This is a genomic window from Apibacter raozihei (assembly GCF_004014855.1).
Taxonomy (GTDB): domain Bacteria; phylum Bacteroidota; class Bacteroidia; order Flavobacteriales; family Weeksellaceae; genus Apibacter; species Apibacter raozihei.
This window is the reverse complement of record NZ_CP034930.1, coordinates 1355211-1374183: the sequence shown is the minus strand read 5'-3', so window position 1 is coordinate 1374183 and position 18973 is coordinate 1355211. Positions and strand designations below refer to the sequence as shown.

At 31.8% G+C, this 18973-nt stretch carries 16 protein-coding genes; 7 read left to right on the top strand and 9 right to left on the bottom strand.

The genetic code is table 11. The annotated features are described in order from the left end of the window. Positions 1-160 precede the first annotated feature (160 nt). The 5 genes from EOV51_RS06215 (at position 161) to EOV51_RS06195 (ending at position 6228) form a co-directional block, all read left to right on the top strand. The gene (locus EOV51_RS06215; protein WP_128150970.1) at positions 161-1393 is read left to right on the top strand and encodes a hypothetical protein; all 1233 of its coding nucleotides are present in this window, start codon (positions 161-163) and stop codon (positions 1391-1393) included. Positions 1394-1557: 164 nt separating this feature from the next. Then, the gene (locus tag EOV51_RS06210) at positions 1558-2715 is read left to right on the top strand and encodes an ABC transporter ATP-binding protein (protein WP_128150968.1); all 1158 of its coding nucleotides are present in this window, start codon (positions 1558-1560) and stop codon (positions 2713-2715) included. Between the two features lie 23 nt (positions 2716-2738). Then, positions 2739-4073: a hypothetical protein gene (locus EOV51_RS06205; RefSeq protein ID WP_128150966.1), complete on the top strand. Its 1335-nt coding sequence runs from the start codon at positions 2739-2741 to the stop codon at positions 4071-4073. A gap of 72 nt (positions 4074-4145) precedes the next feature. Then, on the top strand, positions 4146-5540 hold the full coding sequence (locus tag EOV51_RS06200; protein ID WP_164875253.1) for a sensor histidine kinase: 1395 nt from the start codon (positions 4146-4148) through the stop codon (positions 5538-5540). After that, a complete protein-coding gene (locus EOV51_RS06195) occupies positions 5533-6228 on the top strand; it encodes a tRNA1(Val) (adenine(37)-N6)-methyltransferase (RefSeq protein WP_128150962.1) in 696 nt (231 codons plus the stop codon). The genes EOV51_RS06200 and EOV51_RS06195 overlap by 8 nt, the downstream gene beginning before the upstream one ends. On the opposite strand, the gene EOV51_RS06190 is transcribed toward EOV51_RS06195, so the two are convergent. Next, positions 6223-6585 (bottom strand): YraN family protein, encoded by a 363-nt coding sequence (locus EOV51_RS06190; RefSeq protein WP_128150960.1) that lies wholly within the window; start codon positions 6583-6585, stop codon positions 6223-6225. The genes EOV51_RS06195 and EOV51_RS06190 overlap by 6 nt on opposite strands. 80 nt (positions 6586-6665) lie before the next feature. Here EOV51_RS06190 and EOV51_RS06185 point away from each other — a divergent pair, with 80 nt between their 5' ends. Further along, positions 6666-7424, top strand: a complete 759-nt coding sequence (locus EOV51_RS06185; RefSeq protein WP_128150958.1) for a hypothetical protein — start codon at positions 6666-6668, stop codon at positions 7422-7424. A gap of 78 nt (positions 7425-7502) precedes the next feature. Here EOV51_RS06185 and EOV51_RS06180 read toward each other — a convergent pair whose 3' ends face one another. From EOV51_RS06180 to EOV51_RS06155, 6 genes are all read right to left on the bottom strand, one after another. Next, complete coding sequence (locus tag EOV51_RS06180; protein ID WP_228427745.1) at positions 7503-7862, bottom strand: ribosomal maturation YjgA family protein; 360 nt, start codon at positions 7860-7862, stop codon at positions 7503-7505. A gap of 24 nt (positions 7863-7886) precedes the next feature. Further along, positions 7887-10994 carry a UvrD-helicase domain-containing protein gene (locus EOV51_RS06175; protein WP_128150954.1) on the bottom strand — a complete coding sequence of 1036 codons (3108 nt, stop codon included), beginning with the start codon at positions 10992-10994 and terminating at the stop codon, positions 7887-7889. A gap of 74 nt (positions 10995-11068) precedes the next feature. Continuing rightward, entirely contained in the window at positions 11069-12076 is a 1008-nt protein-coding gene (locus EOV51_RS06170; RefSeq protein ID WP_128150952.1) for a cytochrome d ubiquinol oxidase subunit II, read from the bottom strand. A 1-nt stretch (position 12077) separates the two neighbouring features. Next, positions 12078-13424, bottom strand: coding sequence for a cytochrome ubiquinol oxidase subunit I (locus EOV51_RS06165; RefSeq protein WP_128150950.1), 1347 nt, complete (start codon positions 13422-13424; stop codon positions 12078-12080). A gap of 157 nt (positions 13425-13581) precedes the next feature. Further along, positions 13582-14997: a M43 family zinc metalloprotease gene (locus tag EOV51_RS06160; RefSeq protein WP_128150948.1), complete on the bottom strand. Its 1416-nt coding sequence runs from the start codon at positions 14995-14997 to the stop codon at positions 13582-13584. Between the two features lie 241 nt (positions 14998-15238). Continuing rightward, positions 15239-16639, bottom strand: a complete 1401-nt coding sequence (locus EOV51_RS06155; protein WP_164875252.1) for a M43 family zinc metalloprotease — start codon at positions 16637-16639, stop codon at positions 15239-15241. Positions 16640-16813: 174 nt separating this feature from the next. On the opposite strand from EOV51_RS06155, the gene EOV51_RS06150 reads away from it, so the two are divergent. Further along, on the top strand, positions 16814-17398 hold the full coding sequence (locus tag EOV51_RS06150; protein WP_128150944.1) for a glutathione peroxidase: 585 nt from the start codon (positions 16814-16816) through the stop codon (positions 17396-17398). Positions 17399-17478: 80 nt separating this feature from the next. On the opposite strand, the gene EOV51_RS06145 is transcribed toward EOV51_RS06150, so the two are convergent. Both EOV51_RS06145 and EOV51_RS06140 read right to left on the bottom strand, forming a co-directional pair. Further along, entirely contained in the window at positions 17479-18321 is an 843-nt protein-coding gene (locus tag EOV51_RS06145) for a TIGR02452 family protein (protein WP_128150942.1), read from the bottom strand. Next, positions 18318-18833: an O-acetyl-ADP-ribose deacetylase gene (locus tag EOV51_RS06140; protein ID WP_128150940.1), complete on the bottom strand. Its 516-nt coding sequence runs from the start codon at positions 18831-18833 to the stop codon at positions 18318-18320. Before EOV51_RS06140 ends, EOV51_RS06145 begins: the two co-directional genes overlap by 4 nt. Positions 18834-18973 lie beyond the last annotated feature (140 nt).

The following is an 18973-nucleotide window of genomic DNA, read 5'->3' as shown; positions in this document are numbered from 1 at the left end:
AGACTTAAATATCTTAAATAGATTAATTAAATTTAGGGATTTAAATTAAGATAAATATCAAGATGATTTATTTCTATACATTTATTTATACTAAGAAATATTTAACTTATCTTTTATATTTTCAATTACTAATACAATAATCTATTTAATATAAAAAACTATGATAGCATTACCTCCTCCGGATTCGGTTATGATTGATCAAACCGCCTTTTATTATTTTTTACCGGAAAAACAGGCAGAAATTAAATTTAAGGTAAATGGAAAACGAATCAACGTAAAATGGTTAAATGCAGATATCCCAATTGCTGTTTATTCTGAAAATGAACTTCCTGATTCTTATTTTGGAAGTATGGATATGACCTTAAACACTTTTCATAAGTGGATGGATCCTGAAGCTGCAGATGATATTTACAATATACCAAGTACTAATCATGCCATATTAAAACGTTTCCCTCCTACTTCATCTAAAATAGAAATCGTAAAATATCAGGGCGATTCCACATATTTATTAAAGAATATAGATGTGGCAGTAAAAACAAATGATCTATTAACTGCATTAATAAAAAAGAAATCAGGAAAATCAAACGATAAAGATCTTAAAATCATTAATTACTGGCATCAATTTAAAAACCGTAAGGCAGTATACAATGAATATGACAAATCAAAACTACCAGTATATAAAGTCAAGTATATCAATAAGGAGGGGTATTTTAATGATCGCGAACTGGTAGGTAACCTAAAAGATAAAACCTTTCGCCCACTGCCTTCTCCTTTAACTTTTGAAAAAGAATATTATTACCTGATGAAATATTCCTACGCATTTGCAGTACATTTTCCAGAAAGCAATATCCAAACATACGATGAATTTCATGACGCCTACGGTAAATATGTTTATGCAGTAGAAATACGACGTCCTATACGTTCTTACGGCCTGGAATGGCTTGATTATATATATCACAGGCCCGACCATCATCTGGAAGCCGGTATTGTAGATTACGAACGATTCAAGGGATTCGACCAATGGAATGAAGGAGAGGAACTTGAAGTAAGAGTGCTTGCAGACGGATTTGAAGATGCGATAGTTAAAACCCGCATGAAAAGACCTCTTCAAAAACATGCTTTATTGAGTCCTCCCAAATTAAAGAAAAACGATATTTTAAAAGTTTCTTTGGACGAAGGTCTTATTAACAGAATAAAAGAAAATCCGACAATTTTTGAGATAACATTTAAAGAAAATATTAAAGTATTTTTCGATAGTAAAGAAATGAAATTCGGGATAGACTATATAGAAATACCGGTTCAGGCTTTTGCTAAAGAAGGTAGCGGAAGGTATGGCATATATATAAATGATAATGTTTATGCTTCTTATTTTACAGGATTTACTCTGGAATAAAATTTCTTAAAAAATTCAAAGAGCTTCTAGTATTGTTAAGTAGTTCTTTGAATTTCTTTGTTTCAAACGTCTTATTTTATCTTATTTTTCACTTCTCTGCTAATTTAAAAAAATAATACTAGATTAAGTTTTCAAACGTTTCTAGTATAAACTTATCTTATCATATGAACTTATTCGAAAAACAATATCAGGAGATTTTACACTTTTTACAGTTTGAAGATTATACCTTAACCTTAAAACGTATCATTGATCTTACTCTTGATACTGAAGATATTTCCTTTTATAGGAAAACTTATGAACTTTTACAATGGGTAGACTTTAATGAATCTAACCTGGAAGAAAAAAAAGAAAGATATTCCTCTATTTTGAACGAATTATATCAATTCCTTTCAAAAAAAACGATTCATAATCCAAACCCTTTATTAATTGTAGAAAATATAAAAAATGCATACAGTAAATCTTCCTTTTCTTTAGGTCCTATCAATATCAAAATAGCTGAAGGCGAAATTATAGGTTTAGTTGGTGAAAATGGAAACGGTAAAACAACATTACTCCGAGCTTTATGTGGAGAGCTTCTTCCTACTGAAGGAAAAGTATCCTATTTATTTGATTATAAAGATGATTATGAATTAAGATCCCAACTTATATATATTCCTCAAAGAACCAATACCTGGTATGGCTCTGTATTGGATAACCTTAGATTTACTGCTGCATCATATGATAGCATGGGAGAAGAAAACGAGTTGTTAGTCGACCTCATTATTTCGCGAATGGGATTACGAAACTATCGCAATTATAAATGGAAAAATCTTTCTTCCGGATATAAAATGCGTTTTGAACTTGTCCGTATGCTCCTGAGAAAGCCAAAATTATTACTTATTGACGAACCTCTGGCAAATCTGGATATTCTGGCACAACAAACCGTATTGGATGATTTTAAAGCTATAGCTAAATCTCCATTCAGACCTTTGGGAATTGTATTAAGTTCTCAACAGCTATACGAGGTGGAAAAAACATCTGATCAGGTAATTTTCTTAAAACATGGTGAGCAAAAAAATCTGAAATCTGAAACCACAGGAGATCATGAAACTGAACTACAGGAATTAATTATTGAGTTTGAATCAGAATGGACTCAGGAACAACTATACGCAGTTTTGAAACAATTATCTTTATCAAAATTGCAATATAACGGAGGCTCTTTTATCTCCCATTTTCCTGATACTATATCTATAAATAATTTCCTTCAAATAATTATTGATAATAATGTCCCTATCAAGTATTTCAGAAATATCTCTAATTCTACCCGTCGATTCTTTGTTTAATTCTTCTCTAAAATTTGCTTATCATGTTTAAAAAAATACAAAAAAAATTATTATTAAACTATCCTCTTCTATGGAATATAAAAGTTATCCCTATGGTAATAACCGTAGTAGGATTTAATATTCTTTATTTTTTTTCAGGATTTATCTCAGGAGCTATCGATTTTCAAAAAAGTAATTACTATAATAACGGTAGCTTTACCATTTTTTTCCTCGTCATAATACTTACCAGTATCCTTACATTAATTTTATGGCTTGTTTATTATCTGAAAAATAATGGTTTTAAATCTTTTTATCCTAAAAAAAGTAATTCTCTATATTGGGAATGGCTGCTTACTTTTTTACTACTTTTTGGAATCTGCTCATATCCATTCAGTTACTTTCAAGGAATTCAGGCTAAAGAAAGATCCTATGCTACTAAAGAAGAGGTTTTAGAAACAAAAAAATTTCTCAATAAAATTGATATTTTAATTCCCGAATCCGATACTCATTACTACAACCGAACCATCGTACCTGACTCTGCAAATACCGATAAAACTTCAAATTCCATTAGTATTTCTCTATTAAATTTTGATGATTACTCTGAAAGTTCTGATATACAACAGGTAAAAAGATGGCTCGTAGAAGAAAAACAAGACAGCATAAGAAATTTATTACATCAATATTTTAAGCTCCAGGAAAAATATAAACTTACTTCTAATTTAACGGTTGACAGCTGGATGAAACTAATTTATAATCCGCCAACCTACGAAATATCCCCCTCCAATTACATACTTAAGAATAAAATTAATTTCTCGTATAATAATTCCTCTAATTATTATGTTGAATACTACAACCTTACATCCGGTTATAATAAAATATATAATGCACACTATGATAACGATTCCTTTTATACTTCATTACTTCTAATTTTTTATATAGCTTTAAGCTTATCTCTTTTTCTACTTTCTTTCCGTATAACCAGTGGTAAATCCTGGCTAATCGCACTCGTAGTTATAGGATTACTTGCTTTTATTTACGGAATTGTTTCAGCCATTCATGTAATAATTGGCGGAAGTGGTAATGGACTTTTCTTTTTGACAATTATATATTGGGTGGTCATTTTTTTCATTATGATTTTCTACGTTGGAAGTAAAATTTATTGTAAAAGCCCTAAGGGCAAATCCACTATTTTAATACACTTAATTTTATGGATGCTCCCATATGTATTTATGCTCTTACACTATATGTATATAGAATCAAGAGATTCTCCTGATATTTTTTCAACTTTATTTAACAGTATTAACCTTATATTTGTATGCATTTTATTATTACCGCTTACCATAATTATAAAAAAATGGAAGGCGTTACCCGAAGAGTAAAACAAAATAAATCAGTGTATTAAATACTAAATGTATAAAAGATTCCCCCTCTCACTAAGGATATTCTTAGTAATGATATTAGTTGTAGTGAGTACCATATTTGCTATGGGGCTCATTACTTTTTATCAATATATTAAAATTGCTGAAAATTATAATCAACGACGACTTGAGAGGAAAGAACAACTTATAATTGAAACTTTTGATTATTTGCTTTCCAGTAGAAACACCAAACCTGAAGAAGTTAAAGAAAAAATCGGGAATAAAATTTATGAAATTTCAGATATAAATAATCTGGATATTAATTTTTATTCATTGGACGGCAAATTTTTATTGGGAAATAAAATACCGAATGCTAAAACTGAGTTTGTACCTAAAGAAATTCTTAAAGGACTTAATATTAATAATGATAGGATCGAAATTGTTCAAAAATCGCCCTTAACCGGAGGTAACTACATTGCTGTTTACAGGTACATTTATAATAATGACTACCAACCCATAACCATAATTAACTTTCCCTATTTATATGATGATTACTTTATAAAGAAAGACTTTTTTGGCTTACTGTACCGGTACTTGGCTATAATGCTAATCGTTTTAATTATCAGTGGAATTTTCGCATGGTTCTTTTCCCAAAGCTTAACCAGAAAAATTAAAGAAGTTGCTTTTCGCTTAAGTGATACTGATGCTTTATCATTTAACCGCCCTATTTTATATAATTATATTGACGAAATAAGTCCTCTGATTAAAGCATATAATATTATGCTTACTAAATTTAAAGAACAAACGGATGCTCTGGTTAAAGCAGAAAAAGATAATGCATGGCAGGAAATGGCCAGACAGGTAGCCCATGAAATAAAAAACCCGTTAACTCCCATGAAACTGGAAATACAAAGTTTTCAGTTACGCTTTAATCCGGATGATCCGGAAGTTACCGAGAAATTAAATACACTTACCCGTTCCTTAATTCAACAAATAGATACGATATCTTCCATAGCCGAGGCATTTTCTGATTTTGCTAAAATGCCGGTTAAGAAAGATCAAAAATTAAATATTGTTGAGGTAACCAAAAATTCATTAGAAATTTTCCCTTCTCAGTATATCACTATTGATTGTCCGGAGGAACCTGTATTTTTAACACTCGATCCTAATCTGCTTAACCGTTGTTTAACTAATCTGGTTAAAAACGCATTTCAATCAATTCCTGAAAATAAAGAACCTCGAATTTTGGTTAGAATACGACAGGATTCGCGAATGGTATATTTTTCAATCATAGATAATGGAAGTGGCATTCCTCAGGATGTACAGCCTAAAATTTTCACCCCTCAATTCTCTACAAAAACGAGTGGTAGCGGTTTAGGTTTAGCAATAACTAAAAAGCTTATTGAGGAATACAACGGAACCATCACATTTATATCAGAAGAAGGTAGTGGTTCAATATTTAAATTTGAAATACCTAAAAATGAATAATATTTTCAGGTTCAAGAAATTTCACATTAAACAAAGCAACGAGGTTTTTAAAGTAGGTACTGACGGAGTATTGGCCGGATGCCTTGCCAATATTTCTCAAGCACAAAAAATTCTTGATATTGGTACTGGTACAGGTTTACTAGCTCTAATATGTGCGCAAAGAAATCCAGCTGCTTGTATATCTGCCATAGATTCAGAAATGGAATCTTACCTGCTGGCTCAAGAAAATTTTTCAAATTCTCCTTTCAGCAATCTTTCGGTATCACATAAAAAAATACAGGATTTATCTAATCAAGAATATTTTGACTACATTATTTGTAACCCTCCTTATTTTAAAGTCTCAGAACAATTACATCAAAAATATCCTGTTGCCAGGCATCAGCTAAAAATGGATTATAAAGTTTTACTTATTAAAATGAGTAAATTGCTTACTCCTTCACAAGGCATTGCTGGTCTAATTTTCCCATACGAACAGGAAAATGAAATAATTAAGCTTGCTGAATCGGCTCAGCTTTCGCCCATTCGTGTAGTACACATCTACGGAATAAAAAACGGCAAAGTAAAGCGTTCGTTTATTGAATTTTCTTTGACTCCTGCTGCATGTACCAATGAAAGTCTGTATATTGAAGAAACTCCGCGCATATGGACTTCTGAATACAAAACTTTGACAGAAGATTTTTACCTATAATATTGCATCGAAGGCATCTGTGATATGATTGATTTGCCATGAATTATCAATTTTTAACATAGAAACTACATCAAATCGAACGTCATACTCTATTTGATTGTTTTCGACGTAGTAATCCGCCGCTAAAATCATCAACCTTTTTTTTGAATAATCCACCGCATCCTCCGGCTCCATGACAGAGTTACTGTTTCTAGCCTTAACTTCCACAACAACCAATTCTTCTTTATCTATCATAATAATATCAATTTCAGCTTTTCTGAATCGCCAATTTCTTTCAATTAAAATATATCCTTTACTCTTAAGATATCGGACTGCTTCGGTTTCTGCTTCGTATCCGAAGTCATTATGTTCTGCCATAATTTGTAAATCTCTTAATTTTTATCTCACAATTTGAATATTCAATTTATAAAAATAATATCTTTGCAAAAAATATGGGTATGAAAAAGTTATTGTTCTTGACGTTGGGTATATTTTCTTTAATTTCAATGATATCTTGTGGTGAAGAGAAACTTGATCCTTATACGGATGAGGGGTATGATAAAGCTAAAAAATTACTTCCTGTTGAAATTTCAGAAAAAGTAATTAATGGTAACAATACTTATACCATCTATACAACTACGTTTAAATACGATGATCAAGATAGAATTATTGAATACCGATATCTTTTTGGTTCTACTATATATGTGTATGACATAGCTTACAATGAAACCAACGGAACTATTAAGTCTGCGGGAGTTTATTATAGTACGTCAGATTATTATAACTATACCTATGAATATACAGACGACCGTACGATTCTCGAACATAAATCCCACAACGGAAACGATCCTATTACCAATACTCTCAATTTTGGTGCAGATGGAAAATTATATGAAAAAATAAGCGCTGAAAATGGTACTTCAAATTATACCTATGATTCTAAAGGTAATTTAACCGGAGACGGTACAAATACTTTTACCTTTGATTCTACTAAAGGTATACTTAGCGGTTCTAAAACTCCTGTATGGATTTTTTCATCTCTTTATAAAGAATTTCCATTTAGCCGAAATATTATTAACAACGTTACTCTTGATGAAGAAAATGTTGCATACTCGTATACCGATTTGAATCATAATCTATACCCGACAAAAGTAATTATTGATAATGATGTAAATAACTATCTGGAAATAACTTATAAGTTGTCTACCCGTTTTTAGAACTCATAATTTTCGAAGTTAAGAATTGTTTAAAATCTAATTTTAAACAATTTTACAATTTCTTATTTTTAATTCTGCTTATTTATACCGATTAGGAATTAAGTACAATACAACTCCCGCAAGAGTGTAGGCGCTTATATCTTCCCAGCTAAAGGTTGTACCTACAATAACTCTTAGAACTTTATTTTTTATATGCAATAAATCGGCAATATTAAAATACTGAGCAATCTCAACTGCATAAGCGAAGAGTACTACGAATATAATAAGGTGGCTAGACCTGATTTTAATAAAAGATCTGACTAAATAATAAAGTAAAAATACTACCAAAAAATCCCCAAAAAAAGGTCTTATAAAAGAATCATCTATATAAATTCCTATAAAAATCTCAATACCTAAAATGAGTAGAAAAGTTATAAATGATATTAGATTAAACTGCATTTTCATTACTTGAATTCATAAAATTTATATATACTTGATTTTTATGCCTGAATTATTAATATAAATGACAAGCTTTTCAGCAACAACATATCCGGATGCTTCCAATGCTTTTGAATAACCTTCAATTTGCTTACTGTGCTTAGAAAGTTCATCTCCGGTTTTAAAATCAATAATTGTGAATTGATCATTAATTTTGACCAATCGATCAGGTCTGTAAAATTTTCCTTCAAAGAGAATTTCCTGCTCGCTAAATATTTCTGTTCCTTGTTGAAAATATTTTACGAGTTGAGGATGTGTAACAACCGCTTGCAATATTGAAGTCACAGATGATTCTTCTTTTTTTTGAATTATACCGTTAAGTACCATTTTTTTTATTACTTTCTGTAAATCATCATAAGTATTAACCTGCTCCAATATAGTATGTATACTGTTTCCGTATTGAATGTCTTTGTTTTCTTCAGAATAATATTTATGCATTTCCGTACTAACTCTTATTTTTTTATTCCATCGGTTAGAATTCCAGTTGATTTTTTCTTCATTAGAAATATTTTTTTCATTTTCCGAACCTTTACTTCCGTAATTATCCTGATCATACAATTCTATAGACTTTTCAGAAATGTTGTAGGAATTTGCTGACAAAAATTTTTCTATTAAAGTTTCTTTACTTTTTTCTTTTTTTTCCTGAATCAGAAATAATTGTTGTGAGGCACGAGTAGTTGCAACGTATTGAACGCATAAATCATCAATACTCTTTTCAAATGACTGGTAATCTACTACTTCTTTGATATTTTCATCCACTTCTTCCAAACCGGATTTTGTGGATGTATAGTATTGTTCAAAGCCATTGTATAAGCTTTTATCTAAGGGAAACCAATATTCTTCATTCATGTTTCGCCTGTCCATAATTGGATTAATGACCACCGGAAACTCTAGACCTTTAGATTTATGAATGGTCATGATTTGAACTGCATTCATATTTTCAGGAAACCGGATGGATAAACCCGGGCTTTTTAGCTCCCAACTTTCTAAAAATTCTTTTAAACTGATGGCTCCGGATTTTTCCATCTGTAGAATTAAATCAAGTAAAGCTGATAAATACATATTTTCTTTACTACCAAAACCTAAAGATTGAATCAATTCCTCGGCAAAATCAAAAAAACTGAGACTGTTATTTTGCTGGTATCTTACATTAATTCCCAACTGATTTTGTAAATAAACAATAGATTCATCAAAATTCAGATTTTTTATTATCAGCATTTCTGCCGTATAATCTTTAATGATGATTTTATCCAGCTTCCAGAGATAGTAAAGCATAATAACCAGCTGTTCTTTATCATGAACCTGATTTAGCCATCGAAAAGCGGCAATAATAGATTTTACAGCAGGAGATGAAGCCACCAAAAGGGCTTCTTCCGTTAAAATAGGTATATCATTTTCTGCCAAGAGCTCTACGATAGGATAACTATGCTTTTTATTACGTACCAGCACAGCAATATCTTTATACGAAAATCCATTTTCTATTGCTTCCTTAATAATATCCAAAACTGTGGAAGCTAAATAATTACCTTCTTCATCCGAAGGTTTTACAAAAGATACCTGAACTCTTCCTCCCTTTTCCTGTTTTGGAACCTGATATGAATTATCACCAAAAAGTACACGATATTCTTTTGAATCCAATTCTGTTTCTGCCAGAAATTTATAAAATTTATTATTAAAATCTACAATGTTGGGTAAACTCCTATAATTATTTCCCAAGGTAATTACCGTTATATTTTGCTGCTCCGAAGAAGAAATCAGATTCATCAAAATTTCAGGTTTCCCTGATCTGAAACGATATATAGCTTGCTTAGGATCACCCACCAAAGTTATGGAAGTGCCATTCGAAACCCTAGCATTGTCTATAAGCGGAGTCAGATTATTCCATTGTAACTGTGAAGTATCCTGAAACTCATCTATAAAGTAATGATTGTACCTTCCTCCTAACTTTTCATATATAAAAGCTACGGGTTCGTCTTTAAGATGCTTACTTATAATAGGATTTACATCGGAAAGAAAAAGTATGTCTTGTTCTTCTTTTTTTCCATTAAGGAATCTTCCGATTTCAGACTGTAATTCAATAGTAATTAAATTTCTTCTTACGGATTCATCAATTTTTATACGATTGATTTTCTTTTTTATATCAGAAAATATAGATATTAGTTCGGGAGCTATTTCACGGATATCGTTTTCACGAAGTGATTTGGATTTTGCGTATTTTTCGTTTTCGCAAAAGTCAATATAATAGGTTGAATTTGTTTTTATGGAATGATAATTATTAATACTATTTTCAGGTACCGTTAATTTGTAAAAAAAACCTGCCATTCCTCTAGCTCCCTGATAAAAATCATACACTTCCAGATGATTATTTTCAATTAAATGAATCGCTCTTTTAGCCAGAAACTGTATATCTTCATTATTATCTTTAATACGATTAATCAAAAGTTGAGTTAATTTTCTAAAGTCGTCGAAGTCTTTTTCGGAAACAGAGGTTATTTTATCCAAATGCATTTCCTTTAAAAAGTTCTGGGATGAAACAAGTAATTCTTTTCTTATCTCTGTTGAAGATTCGTTTTCAAACTTCCAAAATACATAATTTAATATAACTTCTGCAAAAGGGTTATCTGTTCCTAACTGATCTATTAATTCATCAATTGATTGTTTCAGATAATCTGATGAATCTAGTTCAACAGCAAATGAATAGGATAAACCCAATTCCTTAGTAAAAGATTTCATCAGCCTTAAGTTAAATTTATCAATGGTACTGATACTTAACAGGGAATAATGATGTAAAATATAGGAAAGTGCCTTTTTAGCTCTTAGCTTGACCTCTTTTAGATTGAGTCCCAACTCAAGAGAAATTTCTTTTAAAACAGGATGTTCGGTAGATGATTCAGATTCTGAAAAAGCTTTTAACCACGAAAGTATTCTGTTTTTCATTTCATTAGCTGCTTTGTTTGTAAAAGTTACAGCCAATATAGATCGAACAGATTCCGGATTCTCATTTTTCAATAAAATGGTAAGAAAATTCTTAACCAATGTATAGGTCTTTCCTGCTCCGGCAGATGCATTATATATGGTATAGCTAGACCCCATCTATTTATAAAAAAAGGATATGACAAAAATAGCCAAATCCTTTATATTTTATACACATTGTTAATACGTAAGTTTTATTTTTTCTTGGACTGAAAGGAATATATTAAGTGAAATGCTCCGGGAAGAATAAAAATACTTCCTAACATAAGCGCCCAGGCCAATGATGCTATAGATTTGGAATCACTGCCACTTTCCAGTAATGAAAGATAACCGTTTTTAAACACCACCAGATTAGGGTAATGCTGGTAGGTAACTGCCAGCAAAATCATGACTACCTGAAATCCGGCAAAAATTCTTAATGTTTTAAACCATTTATTTTTTAGTCCGTAAAATACTCCGCCTAATGAAAGAGTAGCCAGTAAAACAGCTATCTGACCGATTGTTTCGCCAAATATCCATTGAATTAGCGGAATTCCTGAATAATGAGCCGCCAGGAAGACCATACCTCCAAATAATACAACAACAAAAGTAAAAACCTTAACTTTTCTGGATAAAAAGTCTTGATCTTCTTTGTCTTTAACCTGTGCCAATGCATAACAGGAAGATAAATATCCACAGATAGCTATGGTAAAAAAGCCTATAGCACAGCCGAAAGGTGTGAGCCAGCTAAAAATATAGGCTTGTAAAAACCCGGTAGCTTCCAAATCTATACTTCCGGCTACTGTGGCTCCTGCTATGATTCCCAAAAAAAACGGTGTGAATAAACTTGATATCGTAAAAATAGCATCATATACATTTTGCCAATCATCCTTTACTGCATCATAATTTCTAAAAGCAAAGGCTGTACCTCTTGCAATAATTCCTACCAGCATTAAAAGCAAAGGAATATGTAAATGGGTGGAAAGTGTGGAATATATTTTAGGAAATCCTACGAAAAGAATTACTATAACAATGATTAGCCACATATGGTTGGTTTCCCAAACTGGCCCCATACCGTTGTACATGATTCTTCTAACTCTTTTTTTGTTTTTCGGACCTGTAAAAAACTCTACTATTCCGGCTCCAAAATCTGCACCTCCTAATAAAATGTATAATCCGATGGCTGTCCACAAAAAAAAGATAACTACGTATAGGTAAAACATTTTATAAGATTTTATTGATTTTAGTATTAAAATTTTCGTCTGTCGGATCGTATAACTTGGGAACCATTTTAATCTGTCTGTAAATTAAAAATGTAACAATTAAAGACAAAGAAATAAATATTCCGGTAAACAAATAGAATGAATATGCTATACCCGGCATAGGGGTTACTGCATCTGCTGTTCTCATAACCCGATAAATAATCCAGGGTTGTCTTCCTACTTCAGTCACGACCCAGCCTGCTTCTAATGCTATATATCCTAGCGGGATTGCAAAAACAAAAAGCTTAAACAACCATTTTTTTTGTAACCAGGATCTTTTCTTTATCAGAGCAATTATATATAATCCCCCTATAATCATTAGCAAAACTCCGAGAGTTATCATAATCTGAAAGGAATAATGGACAATGGAAACCGGAGGTCTGTCTTGCTTAGGAAACTCGTTAAGACCTTTGACAGGAGTCTTGAAATCACCATGTGCTAAAAAGCTAAGCATTCCAGGAATTTTAAGAGCATAATCCACCTTTTCATTTTTTTCATCTACAATTCCCCCTACAATAAAAGGCGTTGAAGGTTCCGTATTAAAGTGAGCTTCCATAGCTGCGAGTTTTTCAGGCTGTCTTTTAGTTACATCCTTAGCTGAAATATCTCCGCTTAAAGGTTGTAATAATGCTGCTATTGAAGCGCATATAGCAGCTATTTTAAACGCTTTTGTATGAAAAAGTACATTTTTTTTCTTTAGGATCATTAAAGCATGTATTCCGGCAATAGCAAACCCGGTAGCTACAAAGGCTGCAAGAATCATATGAAGAGCCTGAGAAAACCAGGCATCGTTAAACATCGCTTTTATGGGATCTATATTTAAATACTGTCCGTTAATGTAATCAAACCCTGCCGGACTATTCATCCACGCATTGGCTGCAACAACCAAAACCCCCGAAGCTAAACCACTTATTCCTACTAACAGGCCTGTAAACCAGTGAAACCAAGGATTAAATCTCCCCCATCCGTATAAGTAAAATCCTAACGCTATAGCTTCAACAAAAAAAGCAGTACCTTCCAATGAAAAAGGCATACCAAATATGGGACCTGCATGCTCCATAAATTTAGGCCACAAAAGACCCAATTCAAATGAAAGCATGGTTCCGGAAACTGCCCCAGTAGCAAAAAGAATAGCTATTCCTTTGCTCCAGGCTTTGGTAATACCCTTATATATTTCATTTTTAGTTCTTAAATATTTGAAATGTGATATTGCCATGAAAATGGGTAAAACCATTCCTATGCAGGCAAAAATAATATGAAACCCTAATGAAAGGGCCATTTGCGAGCGAGCTGCTATAAAATCATCCATCTGTTATTGTAAATATGAGTGCAAAATTATAAAAAGAATATTTTTTTCTCTCTGTATACCTATATAAAAATATTATACCCTCATGAAAAATAAAATATAATTTTGTCCACCAGACAGATAGTTTAATAGTTGATAATTTAATTAAAGGTACTACTTTTTATTTAACTATTATGAATTTAATCTTTTTTGTTTTTTTATTAGTTGATAATTTGATAAAATAAAGACCTGGTGAAAAAGAAGACGTATTGACGGTGAAGCGAGTAGATGCATTTACTTCTTCTTTTTTAATTAATTGCCCTAAACCGGTAAATATCTCATACGTTTTAACCGTTTCATTTTCTTGAGAAATAACAACCTCAAATTTATCTTTCGCCGGATTAGGATATATAAGTATATCACCAGAGGTATCTTTTACTTCCGTATCATTAACATCTAACCACACCTTGGATGTCAGAAGAGAGGCTCTTCTGGGTGAATTAGCTAAAACAGTCAACATTCTTGCTTTTTGATCTTCCGTAAATGTATTCGTACAGGCATCATAGCTATAATCCATATAATTTTCTGTCATATCATTTCCGGGAGCCAACGGACATGAATCTACAATCTGATCACACTCCCAGTTTGCATGAGATGCTGCCGGAGTATCTAAACAATAGTCATTATGACTATCCTTTTCATCCAGCTCACAAGATTCATTATCTCCCCAAATATGTCTTAATCCTAAAAAATGTCCCGTTTCATGGGTTAAAGTACGTCCCTTGTCTAATCTTTCACGATAATTTCCTTCAACTGTATCTGATGAACCAAAAGCTTCCGGATTAATAACTACTCCGTCTCTGTTTGCAATAAATTCAATACCTTTAAGATCCTCAAGACCATCCAGGCCCGAAGCATGTGGAAAGGAGGAATATCCAATGGGAGCCGAGACATACTGAGGAATAATATAAATCACCCAGATATTCATATATTTTTCAGGATCCCATTGTGTTTGAGGTTTTATAGTTTCTTCTATTTGTTGCTTGTTTAAATATTTTCCTACTAAAGGAATTCGATTGATACCATTGGTAGGATTTCCATTCGGATCTATTTTTGCTAACCGAAATTCAATACCTGTATCTACACCTATAGGATTAGTGTTAAATCCACGAGATCCCGGCATTCTTCTAAAATCCTGATTCAACACCTCAATCTGGGAATTAATCCTTTCATCAGAAAGATTACCTCCTTCTCCTATCTTTTCATGTTCTGGTGCCACTACGTGAACAATCACAGGTATGATCTTTACTTCGTCCTTATATCGAGCTGATTTTAATTTTAATTTTGTATTAAGAACTTTTGGAGCCAACCATTCTTCGAATTTTTTTACAGAGGGTTTATAATTGTATTTTTCTTCTAAATACTTTTCGTATTCCTCATTACCACAAAAACTAATTCTAGGCTCAGGATTATTTTTGTTTACATCATTTTTTTCATCTTGATCGATAGTATGATTTTGTGCATTACCATACAAAAAAACAAAACTGCTTGCAACAATAAAGATCTTTTTAACTTCAGCAGTAAATTTATGTTTCATATTTTTTTATTTTAGAACGATTATTAATTATAATTTATATATAATATAATATTACTTGAAAAGTATTATACTTAGCAACCAAATATACAACAATATCAATAAAAAAATACCTATTTTATAAACAAAAGTTAAATTAATCTTTGTTAGCTATTTATAAAAAAAAATGATCTGATTAGTATATAATCAGATCATTTTTTTTAGGATATTAACTTTAACAAAAAGTTACTTTTTTTATTTCGTTTTATCTAATAACCATAAATCTTATTTTTTTATTCCTTTTATCTGTTGAAAGCTTTAAAACATAAATTCCAGGCTCAAAACTGCTGGTAATTATTCTAAAACCGGATTTTGCATTAACTTCTTCATTTTTTGCCATGATTTGACCTACGCTATTATATATTTTATAGCTTAAAGCTGTTTCTTCAGCATCCGGAATTCTCACTTCTAAATTTTCTTTTGCCGGATTAGGGTAAATATAAATGTCTTCATGAGTATCATTTGTTTCTGTTCCACTTTTCCATACTTCGGATTTGGTAAGATTTACTCTTCTAGGAGAATTGGTTAAAACAGTAAGAATTCTTGCTTTTTGATCTTCCGTAAATGTGTTCATACAGGTATCATTGGTATAATCCATGTAATTTTCGGTCATATCGTTTCCCGGATCAGACGGACAAGAATCTACTATTTGAGTGCAATAATAGTTTGCCTGAGATGATGCCGGAGTATCTAAACAATAGTCATTATAACTATCGGTTTCATCGACTATACAAGAAGAATTATCTCCCCAGATATGTCTTAACCCTAATGCATGACCAATTTCGTGGGTTAAGGTACGCCCCTTGTCATAGGGTGAACTGTAACTTCCGGAAACTATATCCGAAGTTCCAAAAGCGGACCAACGAATAATTACTCCGTCAGTATTAGCTGTAAATGGAGCTTCCATTCCTTGTAATCCTGAATTTGCAGGAAACTGTGCATATCCTAAAGTTCTGTCCAAATCACCTCCAAACTCACAAACCCAGATATTGAAATATTTTTCAGGGTCCCATTGGGTTCTTGGCTTTAAAACATTTTCAATATTACTTGAATTCCAAACATATCCGGGAATCTGTACTCTGTTAATACCATTAGTTTCTTTACCGTAAGGATCTACTTTTGCCAGACGAAATTCAATTTCCATATCTGCTCCTACCGGATTATCATTATACCCTCGTGTGTTCAGCATTTTCCTGTAATCCTGATTTAACACAGTGATTTGAGAAATTACCCGTTCATCAGAAATATTTGCTCCTTCTCCTACTACAGTACCATTATGAACCACATGAACTACTACAGGTATAATAAAAACTTCTCCGTCTGTTTTACCAGTAGATAATAATCGCTTCATATTTTTAGCTTTTGGAGCTATCCACTTTTCAAATTCTGAATCAGACAACCGTTTGTCTTCTTTGTTTTGCAAGTACTTTTCATATTCAACGGTTGCACATCGAATATAGCCTGTTTGCGGATCCTCTCCGAACTCCGGCACAGAGGATCCAAATATTTTATTTTTTTGCTGAGCCTGTATGTTTATTGAACATACAACGACCAGAATATATATACATAATTGCCTGATAATCCCAATAAGCGCTTGTTCTTTCATAATCATAATCATTGAATTTACAAAAATACTACTTATTTGTTAGACACACTTTATCCTTTAGCTATTTTACTATCCTATTTATTACTTTATAAATTTAAAAAACTTCTAAACTAATCAGAACTAATTAACTATTAAAAGGATAAAGTGCTTACCTTTGTAATAAAGAACTTAAAAATGAAAATTAAATTATTAATTACCGTTTCTATTCTAGCATCTGTTTTATACATAAGCTGTACTCAAAAAAATAAATCTTCTGACAATCAGACGGCAACGCCTATATCAAAATCTTTATATGATTTTAAAGTTAATGATATTAATGGGAAAATTTTTGATTTGTCTGAACTAAAAGGTAAAAAAGTGATGATAGTCAATGTGGCTTCGAAATGTGGAAACACACCTCAATATGCTGATCTGGAAAAGCTTTACCAAGATTATAAGGAAAAAAACTTTGTGATTTTAGGTTTTCCTGCTAATAATTTCTTAGAACAGGAACCTGGTACAAATGAAGATATTAAGAAATTTTGCACTTTGAATTACGGTGTAACTTTTCCTATGATGTCAAAAATATCAGTTAAAGGATCCGATATGGCTCCCCTTTATCAATGGTTAACCCAAAAGAAGGAGAACGGAAAATTAGATTCTGAAGTTGAATGGAACTTTCAAAAATACTTAATTGATGAAAATGGTCAATTGGTAGAAGTTATTCATCCTAAAGAATCTGTTTTATCGGATAAAGTTTATAACTGGCTAAATAAATAGTAGTAACCATTTAATTATTACTATTACTGCTTATATATAAAACTTTATAAAAAAATAAACTGAGGGTATTTATCTGTTTGTTATTCCAGTATTTTTTGGAAGGCAGAAATGTTTTCTTGTGATTTACTTCTGTCGTAAACAGCAAATATTATTTTTTTAAAACATTGAGAATATTTTCCTCCTTCCTTAACGTAATTACAGAAATAACGGGCTACATCTTCCGGATTATTCCGAAATACGCCACAGCCCCAAGCGCCCAATACAATAGCATCTGCTCTGTTTACTACAAAAACAGATAATATTTTATCCAGTCGCTCTCTCATGGTTTGTTCTGCATATTTTAATTCTCCCGGGTTATTCTTTGCTGCTGCGCCCAGATTAACTGCCGGACTGGTAAGTATATCTGCAAAATAAGGATCTTGCAATAGATATTCATCACTATCTTTAAAAAATATAACTTCGGGGCTGTAGATCATGTAATCTGAATATAAGTAGGTTTTCCTGCTCCGGTTAAACTCATACATTTCTTTATAATATTTAGTCAATGTAGGATACAAAGTAGATGCTCTTGTTAAGCTTTCTTCCTGAGCTTTTGCATTTCCTAAAAATCCTCCACCTGGATTTTTTGCGGATGCAAAATTCAGAGCAGCAATTTTCATATTCTTATCAATTAAATCTTCAATTGCCTGCTGTGTAGTTTTATTAACTACTGATATTTTAGTAGAATATTTTTTTTCGCAAATACTCCTTTCGAAATCATTTTTAAATTTTGAAAAAGATTCCGGCGTATATAAAATGGATGCATCTACAGATAATCTGATTTTCTCTTTAATATCAATTATTTTGTTCTCTAAGGTATAATGCCCTTCATCTATAATTTTCAATGCCTGCTGTCCTGTCTTTATCTTTATTTTTCCTTTCATCTTAATTTGTTTTTGTACAGTTGTTCATTTTCCTCGTCATAACAAACAAACAGGATTGTTTCAATATATTTATTTTCTTTTTTAAAAAAATATTGCACAGTATTAATTGCTATTTCAGAAGCTTCATTTTTAGGAAAGTGATATATTCCGGTGCTTATATTTGGGAAGGCAACTGATTTAAGCTCTAATTTATCAGCGATTCTAAGTGAATTTATATAACATTGCCTTAACAAATCTTTTTCATTTTTATTTCCTCCATTCCAAACCGGTCCTACTGTATGAATAACATAGCGAGCAGGAAGGCAACCTGCGGCTGTATAAACAGCTTCTCCTGTATTGCATTTACCTTGTCTTGCCCTGATTTTTTGGCATTCTTCTAAAATTTGCTTTCCTCCTGCCCTATGTATAGCACCATCAACTCCACCACCACCTAACAGCGAAGAATTGGCTGCATTCACAATTGCATCAACATTTATTCGCGTTATATCACCTTTTATAATCTGTATTCCCATATCGTATTGTGTAATATTTACGCAAATATAATTCTTTTTTTTGATTTATCTCAATATTATGCAAAGAGACTTACAACATTATTTTTGAGAGTATTTAAAAGTAGCTAAAGAAATTTATAAAAATACCATCAGGATATACA

What these genes read in the sequence shown, in the direction of transcription:
- EOV51_RS06195 (WP_128150962.1), top strand. Translation starts at nt 5,533, where the DNA reads ATGAATAATATTTTCAGGTTCAAGAAATTTCACATTAAACAAAGCAAC.
- EOV51_RS06180 (WP_228427745.1), bottom strand. Translation starts at nt 7,862, where the DNA reads ATGCAGTTTAATCTAATATCATTTATAACTTTTCTACTCATTTTAGGT.
- EOV51_RS06160 (WP_128150948.1), bottom strand. Translation starts at nt 14,997, where the DNA reads ATGAAACATAAATTTACTGCTGAAGTTAAAAAGATCTTTATTGTTGCA.
- EOV51_RS06175 (WP_128150954.1), bottom strand. Translation starts at nt 10,994, where the DNA reads ATGGGGTCTAGCTATACCATATATAATGCATCTGCCGGAGCAGGAAAG.
- EOV51_RS06140 (WP_128150940.1), bottom strand. Translation starts at nt 18,833, where the DNA reads ATGGGAATACAGATTATAAAAGGTGATATAACGCGAATAAATGTTGAT.
- EOV51_RS06190 (WP_128150960.1), bottom strand. Translation starts at nt 6,585, where the DNA reads ATGGCAGAACATAATGACTTCGGATACGAAGCAGAAACCGAAGCAGTC.
- EOV51_RS06185 (WP_128150958.1), top strand. Translation starts at nt 6,666, where the DNA reads ATGAAAAAGTTATTGTTCTTGACGTTGGGTATATTTTCTTTAATTTCA.
- EOV51_RS06155 (WP_164875252.1), bottom strand. Translation starts at nt 16,639, where the DNA reads ATGAAAGAACAAGCGCTTATTGGGATTATCAGGCAATTATGTATATAT.
- EOV51_RS06215 (WP_128150970.1), top strand. Translation starts at nt 161, where the DNA reads ATGATAGCATTACCTCCTCCGGATTCGGTTATGATTGATCAAACCGCC.
- EOV51_RS06170 (WP_128150952.1), bottom strand. Translation starts at nt 12,076, where the DNA reads ATGTTTTACCTATACGTAGTTATCTTTTTTTTGTGGACAGCCATCGGA.
- EOV51_RS06150 (WP_128150944.1), top strand. Translation starts at nt 16,814, where the DNA reads ATGAAAATTAAATTATTAATTACCGTTTCTATTCTAGCATCTGTTTTA.
- EOV51_RS06165 (WP_128150950.1), bottom strand. Translation starts at nt 13,424, where the DNA reads ATGGATGATTTTATAGCAGCTCGCTCGCAAATGGCCCTTTCATTAGGG.
- EOV51_RS06205 (WP_128150966.1), top strand. Translation starts at nt 2,739, where the DNA reads ATGTTTAAAAAAATACAAAAAAAATTATTATTAAACTATCCTCTTCTA.
- EOV51_RS06200 (WP_164875253.1), top strand. Translation starts at nt 4,146, where the DNA reads ATGATATTAGTTGTAGTGAGTACCATATTTGCTATGGGGCTCATTACT.
- EOV51_RS06210 (WP_128150968.1), top strand. Translation starts at nt 1,558, where the DNA reads ATGAACTTATTCGAAAAACAATATCAGGAGATTTTACACTTTTTACAG.
- EOV51_RS06145 (WP_128150942.1), bottom strand. Translation starts at nt 18,321, where the DNA reads ATGAAAGGAAAAATAAAGATAAAGACAGGACAGCAGGCATTGAAAATT.